Annotated in this window: 19 protein-coding genes; 5 read left to right on the top strand and 14 right to left on the bottom strand. The window is 53.0% G+C overall.

Annotation, left to right across the window (positions count from 1 at the left end; genetic code table 11):
• Nucleotides 1-298: 298 nt before the first annotated feature.
• The 5 genes from LZ634_RS10010 to LZ634_RS10030 all read left to right on the top strand — a co-directional run bounded on the left by LZ634_RS10010 (nt 299) and on the right by LZ634_RS10030 (nt 3207).
• Entirely contained in the window at nt 299-760 is a 462-nt protein-coding gene (locus LZ634_RS10010) for a single-stranded DNA-binding protein (protein ID WP_181238826.1), read from the top strand.
• Between the two features lie 11 nt (nt 761-771).
• Nucleotides 772-1083 carry a PerC family transcriptional regulator gene (locus LZ634_RS10015; protein WP_033486983.1) on the top strand — a complete coding sequence of 104 codons (312 nt, stop codon included), beginning with the start codon at nt 772-774 and terminating at the stop codon, nt 1081-1083.
• 432 nt (nt 1084-1515) lie between these two features.
• Nucleotides 1516-2127 carry a hypothetical protein gene (locus tag LZ634_RS10020; protein ID WP_234504559.1) on the top strand — a complete coding sequence of 204 codons (612 nt, stop codon included), beginning with the start codon at nt 1516-1518 and terminating at the stop codon, nt 2125-2127.
• A 231-nt stretch (nt 2128-2358) separates the two neighbouring features.
• The gene (locus tag LZ634_RS10025) at nt 2359-2544 is read left to right on the top strand and encodes a hypothetical protein (RefSeq protein ID WP_000188903.1); all 186 of its coding nucleotides are present in this window, start codon (nt 2359-2361) and stop codon (nt 2542-2544) included.
• Nucleotides 2545-2664: 120 nt separating this feature from the next.
• Nucleotides 2665-3207 carry a plasmid pRiA4b ORF-3 family protein gene (locus LZ634_RS10030; protein ID WP_234504562.1) on the top strand — a complete coding sequence of 181 codons (543 nt, stop codon included), beginning with the start codon at nt 2665-2667 and terminating at the stop codon, nt 3205-3207.
• Here LZ634_RS10030 and LZ634_RS10035 read toward each other — a convergent pair.
• The 14 genes from LZ634_RS10035 to LZ634_RS10100 all read right to left on the bottom strand — a co-directional run.
• Nucleotides 3200-3559: a hypothetical protein gene (locus LZ634_RS10035; protein WP_129939950.1), complete on the bottom strand. Its 360-nt coding sequence runs from the start codon at nt 3557-3559 to the stop codon at nt 3200-3202. The genes LZ634_RS10030 and LZ634_RS10035 overlap by 8 nt on opposite strands.
• A gap of 598 nt (nt 3560-4157) precedes the next feature.
• Nucleotides 4158-4499 carry a type IV toxin-antitoxin system toxin YkfI gene (gene ykfI / locus LZ634_RS10040; RefSeq protein ID WP_234504564.1) on the bottom strand — a complete coding sequence of 114 codons (342 nt, stop codon included), beginning with the start codon at nt 4497-4499 and terminating at the stop codon, nt 4158-4160.
• A gap of 20 nt (nt 4500-4519) precedes the next feature.
• A complete protein-coding gene (gene yafW / locus LZ634_RS10045) occupies nt 4520-4837 on the bottom strand; it encodes a type IV toxin-antitoxin system antitoxin YafW (protein WP_000070396.1) in 318 nt (105 codons plus the stop codon).
• Nucleotides 4838-4855: 18 nt separating this feature from the next.
• Nucleotides 4856-5077 (bottom strand): DUF987 domain-containing protein, encoded by a 222-nt coding sequence (locus tag LZ634_RS10050; protein ID WP_000691994.1) that lies wholly within the window; start codon nt 5075-5077, stop codon nt 4856-4858.
• A gap of 8 nt (nt 5078-5085) precedes the next feature.
• Nucleotides 5086-5562 carry a JAB domain-containing protein gene (locus LZ634_RS10055; protein ID WP_000811693.1) on the bottom strand — a complete coding sequence of 159 codons (477 nt, stop codon included), beginning with the start codon at nt 5560-5562 and terminating at the stop codon, nt 5086-5088.
• Between the two features lie 15 nt (nt 5563-5577).
• On the bottom strand, nt 5578-6036 hold the full coding sequence (locus LZ634_RS10060) for an antirestriction protein (protein ID WP_053275267.1): 459 nt from the start codon (nt 6034-6036) through the stop codon (nt 5578-5580).
• A 97-nt stretch (nt 6037-6133) separates the two neighbouring features.
• Nucleotides 6134-6373 (bottom strand): DUF905 domain-containing protein, encoded by a 240-nt coding sequence (locus LZ634_RS10065; protein ID WP_063199992.1) that lies wholly within the window; start codon nt 6371-6373, stop codon nt 6134-6136.
• A gap of 76 nt (nt 6374-6449) precedes the next feature.
• The gene (ykfB, locus tag LZ634_RS10070; RefSeq protein WP_001547765.1) at nt 6450-6917 is read right to left on the bottom strand and encodes a protein YkfB; all 468 of its coding nucleotides are present in this window, start codon (nt 6915-6917) and stop codon (nt 6450-6452) included.
• A 25-nt stretch (nt 6918-6942) separates the two neighbouring features.
• Nucleotides 6943-7383 (bottom strand): YfjS/YafY family lipoprotein, encoded by a 441-nt coding sequence (locus tag LZ634_RS10075; RefSeq protein ID WP_234504565.1) that lies wholly within the window; start codon nt 7381-7383, stop codon nt 6943-6945.
• Nucleotides 7383-7619, bottom strand: a complete 237-nt coding sequence (gene ypjK, locus LZ634_RS10080; RefSeq protein WP_234504569.1) for a protein YpjK — start codon at nt 7617-7619, stop codon at nt 7383-7385. Before ypjK ends, LZ634_RS10075 begins: the two co-directional genes overlap by 1 nt.
• A 40-nt stretch (nt 7620-7659) precedes the next feature.
• Nucleotides 7660-8361, bottom strand: coding sequence for a WYL domain-containing protein (locus LZ634_RS10085; RefSeq protein ID WP_234504572.1), 702 nt, complete (start codon nt 8359-8361; stop codon nt 7660-7662).
• Nucleotides 8362-8577: 216 nt separating this feature from the next.
• Entirely contained in the window at nt 8578-9399 is an 822-nt protein-coding gene (locus tag LZ634_RS10090; RefSeq protein ID WP_234504575.1) for a DUF932 domain-containing protein, read from the bottom strand.
• Between the two features lie 91 nt (nt 9400-9490).
• Nucleotides 9491-10354 carry a GTPase family protein gene (locus tag LZ634_RS10095; RefSeq protein ID WP_063927136.1) on the bottom strand — a complete coding sequence of 288 codons (864 nt, stop codon included), beginning with the start codon at nt 10352-10354 and terminating at the stop codon, nt 9491-9493.
• A 328-nt stretch (nt 10355-10682) separates the two neighbouring features.
• On the bottom strand, nt 10683-10783 hold a 101-nt coding region (locus LZ634_RS10100; RefSeq protein ID WP_234504587.1), incomplete at its 5' end, for a hypothetical protein.

The raw sequence follows: 10783 nt of genomic DNA on the forward strand, positions 1-10783 counted from the left end.
GATATATATTTTTATCCCTACTTATCCCTACTTATCCCTACCAAATAAAACAGGCAGTAAAATGCCGTTGAAGTGATTTAGTAGGGATAAGTAGGGTTATGTAGGGCAACAAAATTGAATGCCTACCAGTCTGAAAGCCTTGCCATTCGTGGCCTGAGCCAGTTAGTAGGGATTGGTAGGGATATTACACCCCCAAAAAGATTCTATGGGGGGGGTAGCTTAAAACGAAGGTGTCCAACAATAAGACGGAGCCGGGTAATCTTCATTAGAAAAACTAATAATTCGAGGTATTCGCAAAATGACAGCACAGATATCAGCCTACGGGCGTTTAGTCGCAGACCCGCAGACCCGCACCACAGCAAACGGTACAAGCATGGCAATGGGGCGTTTAGCGGTGGCACTGCCATGCCATGCAGCAGAGGGCGGAGAGGTTACTTTCTGGCTGGGCGTGGTGGCATTCGGCAAACAGGCCGACGCACTGGCAGGACACGTTAAAGGCGATTTAGTCAGTGTTGCCGGAGCGATGCAGATCAATCAGTGGACGGGCAAGGATGGCGGTACACAGCAAGGTTATCAGGTAGTAGCCGACAGTGTGATCAGCGCCAGAACGGTACGCCCCGGCGGGAAGCGGGCCGAATCAGTCAAAGCAAGCGGAGCCAGCAGAGGCCACGCAACACAATCCGCGCCGGGATGGGAGTTATATAACACCCCTGATGATTTTGACCAGCGCCCGCCGTTTGATGATGAAGATCCATTCTGAGGGGGATACACATGGTAAACGACAGTAAAGCCGAGGATCTGGAAGCAAAAGGGCTGTACCGACGCGCCGCCGCGCGATGGATGGAAGTCATGCTGTTATGCACCGAGGACGATGATCGGGAATGGATAAAGCGCCGCCGTGAAACGTGTCTGGAGAACGTGAAGCGCCCGCCCGTGAAGGTTGAGGACTTTGGCGATCTGCATAAAGCTGTTACCGAAACGCAACACCGCATGGGGATAGCGCAACCGAACGGTAACGCCTTCCGGTTAAATGGCGGCAAGAAGCAACGACAGGCCACCATCGGGGGCGACTGTTCGCAGTAATGTTCGCACTAAAACGGCTGTAAATTCTGGACTGTCCTGGACGGATTTTAAACCCTCGTAGCGCTAAACCCGCGCCAGTCGCGGGCTGGAAGCCATATTCGATTTAGGCAGTCCAAAATATTCAGGTTCGCGCCACTGGTTCGCAGTACGCAGTCAGGTACGCGGCAAAACTGCGCATTCAGCGTGCGTACCGCCGGATGAATATTGCGAATTGCGCAGTTTCCAAAGTAACCACGGAAAACGAAACGGATACCAATGCGCAAACAATCCTGAAACCCGCTCCATTACTGGATTTATAGATATACAGTGCGCAAAGTAGTGCACAATTCGCAGTCAAATACGCATATTATTTCGTATTCAATTTGCGCACCGTTCGCAGTTAATGCGCAGTAATTCGCAGTTAATGCGCAGTAATTCGCAGGAGGCCAGCCAGTGAGAGACAGAACGCGCAGCTATACCACCGACCTGCCCCGTATAGGGTTGCCATTCCTTGCGAACATGCGTAGCAGGCTGGCGGACGCCGAACCGGGGACGCAGCTTTATACCCAGACCGAAAGCGGAACGTTGTATGCCTTCCGGCAAGCCGACAGCTACGCCATGACAATCAACGGCGTGACGCGGGCGATTCGCACTACAACCACGCAGGCCGGGTATGGCGTGCGGGAATGGTACGTTTGTCCCCACTGTATGAAGCGGGCTGCAAAGCTGTATATCGGCAAGAAAGACATTGGCTGCCGGGCGTGTTGGAAACTTCACTATAAAAGCCAGAGTGCCGACAGACTGGACAGGATGTGCATGAAGATACGCCAGCAGCGACACGCGATATGGGGCAACAATGACCTTACCAATAATCTGTTTAATGACATTCGCATGTTCCCGAAGCCAAAGGGGATGCGCTGGGCTACGTTTGACAGGAAGCGGGCAGAGTTGTCAGCAATGGAGATGGCTTACTGGCAGGCATTCAGTCCGGTAGTAGATAGAATCACGGGCGTGATTGAGCGTAAGACGGGGAAAGCAGCGAGAGGCATTGGCCTGACTTTGTAAAAGCAAAACGCCCGCACGGGGCGTCAAGGAACGGGATAGACTTCTGCGACAATTTGCATTCGCCGCCAATATAGCAAGCCGTCCACATCAAGCAATAAACTATCACCGGGAGGGGGAGGCCAAATCTCTGCAACCCTGAGCCTTAAGGACTGCCCGCCCCATCGTTTTTTTATACCCGCGAAAAATGAAATTTAATCCGGGCGTGTTTCATCCTTCCAGAGGGTATGACGTATGACACCACGCGAAATAGCTTTATTGACCATCGCCAAACTTGAGCACGGAGGCCACCAGCTTACACAGGCAGATCAACGGGAGATAGAACGCTCAGTTAATGCCGATATAGCCCGGCGCGACAGGTTCCGCGAAATGATGCGAGCACCTGCCTACCAGTGGAAGAAGCCAGCGCCGCGCAGGTAGATATGGGATTATTCCACATGTAACTTATGCGTATTAAGCAAATTTCCTTTATTCACCTTTACAGAATTGTGAGTACGTCAGTATCGTTATCCTTCCGATTCGCATTTATTCAGGATTTGCATGTACCAGCTAAAGATAACCATCCGAGACAGCAAGCCACCTATATGGCGGCGTGTGCTGGTTCCAGAGCAAATCCCCTTTAGTGAACTTCACGCGGTGATCCAGTTGGCTTTTGGCTGGAATGACGAACACCTGTATATGTTCGAGAAAGGCCGTAAAGGTGATCTAGGTAGCGAGTATCGCGTATGGGGTGAGGGTGAAAGCATGGATAATGCGGCAATCACGCCACTATGGGCGGCGATCCAGAATGAGGGTGACAAGCTGGTTTACACGTATGACTTTGGCGACTGGTGGGATTGCCTTATTGTGCTGGAGAAGCAAACACATGATACCAGCATCCAGCCTGTTAGCTGTTTGCGTGGGAGGGGGACTACCCCGGCGGAAAATTCGGGGGGATTGCATGGTTACAATGAATTGCTCTTACAGGCCAGAGAATCTGATAATCCTGAACAGGCCGAGATACGCAATTTCCTTATGCTGGATATTGAACGCCGGGTTTACGACCTGAGCCGCATCAACGACAGATTGCAGGCTCTTAACTGACCCGCATGTATTCGCCTGATATTGCGTTATCAGCGCCGCCACTATCTCGCACAACGGCACACTGTCCCGGTAAACCGTAGCGCACGACCGTAGCGCTGGTTTCACCGCCACGCTTTGCCTGACGCGATTCATACACAATCACACGTTCCAGCAGTCCACCAGCAACCATGCTTTCTAGTGTGCGTCGGGTTGATTCGAGCTGGTGGCGCTTATCGAACGACACCATGCCATGAAGCAGGTAGGTCACGCCCGACACATCGAACGGCGGCGTACCAATTTCACCTGTCACCCATTCGAGGTTATCCGGTTCAAAATAGCTGAGTATCTCTTTTTTGCGGCTGGTCATTCTCATGGCTGGCTGATTCCTTATTGTGGGATAGCACTATCATACAATAAGCGGGTTGAAGGGAGAGCGTTACTGCCTGATGTGCTGTATGAATAATAACCAAATTTCAGGGGCGGAAAAAGATATGGGGGTACTTTTGGGGGTATCTATAAAAACTGAACAATAAAAAATCCAACAAAAACAATGGTCATAACCTTTGTGTACTGTTCCTATTATCGCACCATTAAAATCAAATTGTTACGTAAGATCTTATCATTCTCCCACCAAAAAATTATCTTAATGTAACAGCTGGTGTAAGTAAATTCTATCAACGAAGATCAATCTTATCTACTGACCAAAAAGGCCTGATAGGGCTTCGCTCACTATACATCCTTGGCTGCAGGTTTAGTTGTACACCACTCCTAAATTTAATGTGTTGGCAATGTGTTCAATAAAGCTCGAACAAATTAGCTCATTATGATCGGTTAATACTTCAACTTCTGGTTGCATGATTGTTTGTCCGTAAAAAGATAACGCGCCTGCCGGGTAGTAGCAGGCGCATTACGCAATAGGTAAACAAGGGAGGAAGTTCAGAAATGTAAATCGGGAAGGTTGTACGCAATGTTCATCGTACTACGTTGTTACGGCTTTGCCGCAACAAGCCAGTTGCCTGCCGCGCTCGCAGAATGTCTGCAGCCCGGAGATAAGGAGATTGTTCCTGCCAGCTAAATCCCTTCCTGTCGATACGAACCAGCTCGTATTTTTCTACCAGAAAATTCACGGCATCGGCTAGGGTGATACTGGCATCGATGTGTTCCTTAATCACAGCCTCATTGCAGAATGGCGTGTCGTTTATTGTCAGACCATAGTGCTGTTCCAGCAGACGTGTCAGTAACATTTGCCAGACAGCCACGGGTGACAGGCAGGGCTTCACCGCCCGCTGAGTTGTTGCAGGTAAAGTTTTCATGTTTGCTCTCGTGTAGGTAATTAACGCTGAGTGGGGTAAATGGCGATGTATACGTAGCCGCAACTGCCAAGGGTGTCGGCTTCGCAGGTTAAATCGTTGTGGTACAGGGTAACGCAGTGGGCATGGTGGGGGCTGAGTTCACCGGTGGTCAGCATCGATTCCATCTGGCGGATAAAGTGCGGGAATGTTTCATCCAGCTTCCGGCATTCGATGTCACTGAACTTGCCGGTGATGCTGGCCCGGTCAGCCAGATAATGCAGTCGGTTGCCTTCCTGCACCAGACGGGCTCCCAGGCGCAGTGTAATCTCCCGCTGCAGGCCCCTGGTAGGGTTGCTCATTACAGTTCTCCACTATTGTCAGTTCAGGGTGATGCTCATCAGGCAGGTATAGGGCCCATTGCGGTCCTGGCGGCGTTCGGCGTATACCGCGAGGACTCCGGCGATATCCGGAACGTCCCTGCCGGTGTAATGACAGACGCTACCGTGCCACTGGTATTTGCCGGTGCAGTAGCGAAAGATTCGGGACTCAGGATGCTGGCGGTATATCGTCATTGCCCTGCGTTTACTGATAATTTTCATGTAATACCTCAAAGCAGACCGTGTTCTGCGAACGAATAGATTTGCCTGCCACCGACAATCAGATGGTCAGGGACACGGATATCCACCAGCTGAAGCACCTGAACCAGTCGCTGCGTGAGGGTTTTGTCGGCCTGGCTAGGTGTCGTCTCGCCGGAAGGATGGTTATGCGCGAGTATCACCGCCGCCGCGTTGAAGTGCAGAGCACGTTTGACCACCTCCCGGGGATGCACCTCGGTGCGGTTAATCGTGCCGGTGAAGAGCGTTTCATGGGCAATCAACTGATTCTGGTTGTCCAGATACAACACCCGGAACTCTTCCCGCTCAAGCGCGGCCATATGCAGTCGCAGCCATTCACGTACGGCGTGGGTAGAGGTGAAGGCTACGCCGGGCTCATGCAGGTGGCGGTCCAGAGCCCTGAGCGCCCGCTGAATGAGACGCCGGTCCTGTGGCGTCATCTCGCCGGGTAAAAAGGAAAGCTGTTTCATCTGTTGCTCCTTCGGTCAGTCGATAATACGCAGAATGGCGTGAGCCTCTGGATGTTGCATGGCATACTCCCGCAGGCGGTAATAGTGTGCGGTCATCGCGTCACATTCTGTACGGCAGGCATGGTGGCTATACGCAATCAGGCAGACAGCAATACCTGCTGCTTCTGCACTCATTTGGGCATCGTTACCGTTCAGGCAGTTAAACAGACGCCATGTCTCATCGTTGTCAGGATCGGGGGACATAAATGCGCCGCCATTGCTGAGGGTGTAGAACGACCAGATACCACCGCTGTAGCCCTCACAGAAGCGGTCCATCCAGGCGAAGATATGCGGCTCCAGGAGTAGCCACTGCGGGATAGCGCCAAAGTACTGTGGCCAGAAATCGATACGCTGTTCATCGGGGACCGGCGTGACGGTCAGTTCAAATTCGGGTTGGTTAGCGGGTGCGAGGTCGTGCTGCGTCTGTGTTGTCATGGGTATGTCTCCGTCAATAAAAACGCCAGCGGCGATGGCTGGCGTATGGGGATATAAAGTGTGTTCGGGGAGGTGAATGCGGGTAAATGCTTCGCGATCAGCGGGTGGCCGTGTCTGTACGGATGCCTGAGGTGCGGATATAGCGGTTAAGACCTTCACCGGCATCCGGCTCAAAGTTCCATGCCCGCCAGACCATCCGGCCTTCAGTATCACGAACCACCAGACGGAAGTGACTGCCCTGGTCGTCTTCGAGTGTGATATTGCTGTACGTGGTAGTGACCGCTTGCGCTTGTCTCCGGGTGAAAGGCCCCGGTGGCAGCAACACGGATTGGGACATTTTCGGGCTCCTGATAAAAGAAAACCCCGGCAGCCTGCTAGCTGTCGGGGTGGATTTGCTGGGGAAGATACTACTATCAGTCGTTGCTGCAGTCTCCGAGAGTGGACAGAACTTTCTCAGCGTTCTTCCGGTCCGCAGTGAAGGTCCCTGCTTTGTGGTCATTGACGTAGACGTCGAACTGCCCGGCCTCAGAGATATTGCTGATGAAGTCAAACCAGGCGTTATCGCCGTTACGCCAGCCCAGGCTGGACGGAATAATGTACTGCTGGTGATCCATCACTACGGTGATAGTAGTGTCGTCATCGTGCGAACTGACCATCTTGTCATCGGCAAGGGTAAGAAAGACTGAATGCTGATAGAAACCATTCTGGTCCGGGTTCCCTGTGCAGTTGATGGTAAACGTCTTCCCGCTGGCTTCGGTCACGCTGTATTCCGTATTGCCCTGACCGTAACCCTGCTGCCAGAACCCCGGGATAGCAGAGGCATTAAAGCTCGCGAGCAGTACACCCGCCAGCATAAACCGACTTAGTGAAAGTATTGTCATTCTTGTCTCCTTTGTCGTTGTTTTATTACTGGTTCTCAGGGTTTGAGGGTATCAGCAGTCGCCCCATCAGTTTGCCGTCATGGGCGTACTCAAAGTATTTTTCTTTGGTATACGGGTCCGTCACCTCCTGGTATTCCAGTTTGATGTTATCGGCAATACACAGCGCATTCATCAGTGGCTGGACGGTTTTTTCCTGCATATCCACGAGGTAGTAGTAACTGCCACCCTCGCAGCCATCGGGCGACTGGCGGGTACGTAAAACCTGCGAGGTGGGACCGGATAAGTAGTCAACCTGTGACCATTCTTCGCTGACATCATCCTGGTGGCTGACCACATCACTGAAACGCGGTGGGGTGAGGTCCTTAAATTTACTGATGGCCTTCAGGTCATCACTTCTGTCATCGCATGCGCTGAGAAACAGAGTGGTGGCAACCAGCGCCAGCAGAGGCAGTGTTTTACGTTTCATTATTTTTTTCCTGAAATCAGACGAACCACTTTGGCAAAGACATAAATGCCCACGAAAATACCCACCGGCACGCCGACGAACGGTGTCAGCGCGACACTGGCGGCACCTGCTGCCCCTCCGCCCGTCAGCAGTGCGGCAACAGTGGCAAGGGTCAGGGCCGTGAGGCTCTCGGACACCCCGGTTTTGTTCAGAATGATGACGATGACAACAATGGCGATAATGGCAATAACGGGCATAGGGCTCCTCCCTGTTGCCGGGTTGATAACAACGCTTACGCTATTCTGGTGGGCTGTCGGCCGGAACAAACGTAAGCAGTGACTGCTGGATAAAGCGAAAATGGGGTAAGGACTGAATAAAGCCCGGGTCTTCAACAAGACGACACAGACTGTCGTTACGCCGGAAAGTCTCCTGCAGGGGCTGAACCAGATGGATTTCATCCAGGGAGAATACGGCGATATGTCCGTCGTGCTCTGCCGCCAGATACCAGGCCTGCTGGTGGATAAGTAACCGGCAGGGAGCCAGCCGCTCACAGCGCTGCCCCTCGGCAATCAGAGTCACCCGCCTGCGCCCGGTAATGGCCTGAATCAGTCGCCAGAAAGACAATGCGCCTGATGGCGAAGGAGCCGGACTGGCGGGTGCGATTACGCAGGGAGACTCATCGCACATCAGCAGTGCGTTTACCAGACGACGGTCAAAGCCAGGGAAAAGACCGGCCATCCCGCTGCGGTGGGCAAAGATAAGCACGTCGGGCACCATCTGCGTCTCACTGCCCGCAGTGCGTAAGCGGCAATATCCGGACTGATACTCCAGGTCCAGATACATCAGCCGCTCACGAAAATCACGCCGCAGCGTGCGCACCGACACACCAAACTCAGCGGCAAGCTTACGCACACTCAGCGTTTCCCCTGCCACCAGACGGCTGATTATCAGTGACAGCCTGACAGCCAGCCGGTCATGGCGGCGTTCTGCCTGTGTCATGAGACGTTCTCCGTGAAAGTTAACTGACTGAAAATGATGTGATTACTTTAAAGAGGGGGTCGGACAGGGTATGGACACCACAGAAACTATTTTTCATTTCTGCAAAAGCCAGAGGCAGCGGGGGTTACAGGCCTTCCCTCGGTGAGTGAGGACCGTCAGCACGGTGCGATGCGGACAGGTGGTGTCCGATATTAACAAAGCAGCAACATTAAACGGTCACTGCAGTTGCGTGAGCAGGGCTTCCGCCATCACCCACAGTGCCCGGTTAAGTTTCACGTCCCCGTCGATACCGCGAACGGCACGGGTATGTGACCGTCCTCCTTTGGCATTACGGCCACTGAGCCCGCCCTTAATCAGGTTCTCCTGAATACGCTGGTACGTGGTCCACAGGTCATTGCTCTCATCCTGCCAGCGGCGAGGGGAGAGGAGCTGCGATTCAGTCACCGGCTGGTGGTCTTCACCAAAGCGGTATGTGAGGGCGGCTTTTGCCAGTGCCTGCTGTGCCGGGGGTGGCAACAGCAACGACTGCATGGCATCCCGTTTCTCCTCCACCCGGTCAAAAATCCCCAGCACCTCATACGCGCCTTCAATCACCTGACTCACCACGTCCCCCTTGTGTGGCACCCGCACCTCGCCAAACGACTCACCGCAGACGAGCCCGTTCTGACAAACCGCACGAAATAGTCCCGGCAACATCTGATACGAACTGGTTCCATCGTGAGAGTTGAGTAGAATAATTTCCGGCACCTGTATACCGGTGATCTGCCCTTCCCGCCGCAGACGCAGCATATGCTTTGTATGTTCACGACGACCCGGGTCACGCACGCGGGTCTGACAGGCAAAGAATGGCTGGAAGCCTTCTCGCTGTAGGCTGTCGAGCAGGGAGATGGTGGGTATATAGGTATAACGCTCACTACGGGACTCGTGTTTGTCCTCACTGAATACACTGGGCACTACGCGAAACAGCTCTTCACGGGTTAACGGACGGTCGCGACGGATAAGGTTTGCTGCGCCAAAGCGCGAAGCCAGACGGGTCATAAGCAGACTCCTCATAACGGGAAAACAAATAAAAGGGATCCCCGTCGCATCGGCGACAGGGGCAGGGAAGTAACAGGGATGGGTTAAATACTCAGAAGAAGAAATCCCAGACGGCGCGGGCCACTGACACCACCGTGGTGCGCACGGCCTGAATGACGGCCCGCACCGGGGCGGGTATCAGGGGAAAGGCACTGATGCTATCGAGTACGGCCCCGACGGTTTCACCAAAATCGCTACGAGCCTGTTCCTGGACTACCGTCGTGCGAAAGGAAGGATGGAGTTGCGACACCACCGGGCTGGTGGCCTCACGTGGCAGGCACTTAATCATCCGCTCGGCCATCACCTTAAGCCCCCATTGTAGACGGACCGACACAGCACACACCGGATGGACGGGCTGGAACAGCTCATGCAGCAGGCAGATTTTGCGGCTGATATTCTGCTTCTGCGCCGTGGACAACTGTCCCCCACCGCTGGTAGGTTCGGCCTTATCCGACTGGCTGATAACAAACAGCACCTTATGCCGGTATACCTCTCCAATCACCTGATGATAAAAATGTTCATCCACCGTCAGCGCCCGGTCATCGGCCTTAATCAGCCACAGTACCAGGTCGAGGCGAGGAAGCTGTTCGCGGTACAGCGCAGCATACTCGGTATCGCGAGCGCCACTTTCGCCCACGCCGGGCAGATCCATCAGCGTTATATAGCGGTCGCCGACTTGCAGGCGAAAGCGCAGTGGCTCACGTGTACAGGCCGCCACATCGCTGACCGGTGATATATCTCCGGCAAACAGGGCATTGCACAGACTGCTCTTCCCAACACCGGTTTTACCCATAATGCCGATCACTGGCTCGTAGTTAGTTAACTGGTTAATTTGCTGCAGAAGCCGCTCTGATACCCATTGCGGCAGATCAGCAAGCGATTGCTGAAACGACTTCAAACCTTCAGAATTATTCATCACTACTCCTCTGAAAAATAATAAAAAACGGTAGAATCGTGAGATTCCGCCGTTAATTGCGTATGTTCAGAGTGATGATATATATCTGAAGATTTTTTCAATCCTCTGCGCTTGAGGCAGCTGCGCGACTGCTGGCTCAGGCAATGAATGAGTTATAATAGCAGCATTTACTAACAGGGATTTATTGAGAGTATGAGCCGCCGTGATACACCTTAAAATCTCAACCCAGCAAAGTTTCGGAGCCGCGAGCAAAAGTGAGAGCCTTCACAAAATAATGCTTAGTAATAAAGTTACTTTGAATTCAGAGCCCCGATTAATGTGAACATGATCAACGAATTTTACCCAGATTGAGTTCATTCAGTAGCCAGGTTTTGAACACATCAAGCGCAGAATGCATGTGCTGGTGCTGGGGAAGGTGCGAACAAGTTC

It is taken from the genome of Kluyvera intermedia (genome assembly GCF_021440345.1).
In the GTDB taxonomy this organism is placed as follows: Bacteria; Pseudomonadota; Gammaproteobacteria; order Enterobacterales; family Enterobacteriaceae; genus Kluyvera; species Kluyvera intermedia_A.

What these genes read in the sequence shown, in the direction of transcription:
- LZ634_RS10010 (WP_181238826.1), top strand. Translation starts at nt 299, where the DNA reads ATGACAGCACAGATATCAGCCTACGGGCGTTTAGTCGCAGACCCGCAG.
- LZ634_RS10015 (WP_033486983.1), top strand. Translation starts at nt 772, where the DNA reads ATGGTAAACGACAGTAAAGCCGAGGATCTGGAAGCAAAAGGGCTGTAC.
- LZ634_RS10025 (WP_000188903.1), top strand. Translation starts at nt 2,359, where the DNA reads ATGACACCACGCGAAATAGCTTTATTGACCATCGCCAAACTTGAGCAC.
- LZ634_RS10030 (WP_234504562.1), top strand. Translation starts at nt 2,665, where the DNA reads ATGTACCAGCTAAAGATAACCATCCGAGACAGCAAGCCACCTATATGG.
- LZ634_RS10035 (WP_129939950.1), bottom strand. Translation starts at nt 3,559, where the DNA reads ATGAGAATGACCAGCCGCAAAAAAGAGATACTCAGCTATTTTGAACCG.
- ykfI (WP_234504564.1), bottom strand. Translation starts at nt 4,499, where the DNA reads ATGAAAACTTTACCTGCAACAACTCAGCGGGCGGTGAAGCCCTGCCTG.
- yafW (WP_000070396.1), bottom strand. Translation starts at nt 4,837, where the DNA reads ATGAGCAACCCTACCAGGGGCCTGCAGCGGGAGATTACACTGCGCCTG.
- LZ634_RS10050 (WP_000691994.1), bottom strand. Translation starts at nt 5,077, where the DNA reads ATGAAAATTATCAGTAAACGCAGGGCAATGACGATATACCGCCAGCAT.
- LZ634_RS10055 (WP_000811693.1), bottom strand. Translation starts at nt 5,562, where the DNA reads ATGAAACAGCTTTCCTTTTTACCCGGCGAGATGACGCCACAGGACCGG.
- LZ634_RS10060 (WP_053275267.1), bottom strand. Translation starts at nt 6,036, where the DNA reads ATGACAACACAGACGCAGCACGACCTCGCACCCGCTAACCAACCCGAA.
- LZ634_RS10065 (WP_063199992.1), bottom strand. Translation starts at nt 6,373, where the DNA reads ATGTCCCAATCCGTGTTGCTGCCACCGGGGCCTTTCACCCGGAGACAA.
- ykfB (WP_001547765.1), bottom strand. Translation starts at nt 6,917, where the DNA reads ATGACAATACTTTCACTAAGTCGGTTTATGCTGGCGGGTGTACTGCTC.
- LZ634_RS10075 (WP_234504565.1), bottom strand. Translation starts at nt 7,383, where the DNA reads ATGAAACGTAAAACACTGCCTCTGCTGGCGCTGGTTGCCACCACTCTG.
- ypjK (WP_234504569.1), bottom strand. Translation starts at nt 7,619, where the DNA reads ATGCCCGTTATTGCCATTATCGCCATTGTTGTCATCGTCATCATTCTG.
- LZ634_RS10085 (WP_234504572.1), bottom strand. Translation starts at nt 8,361, where the DNA reads ATGACACAGGCAGAACGCCGCCATGACCGGCTGGCTGTCAGGCTGTCA.
- LZ634_RS10090 (WP_234504575.1), bottom strand. Translation starts at nt 9,399, where the DNA reads ATGACCCGTCTGGCTTCGCGCTTTGGCGCAGCAAACCTTATCCGTCGC.
- LZ634_RS10095 (WP_063927136.1), bottom strand. Translation starts at nt 10,354, where the DNA reads ATGAATAATTCTGAAGGTTTGAAGTCGTTTCAGCAATCGCTTGCTGAT.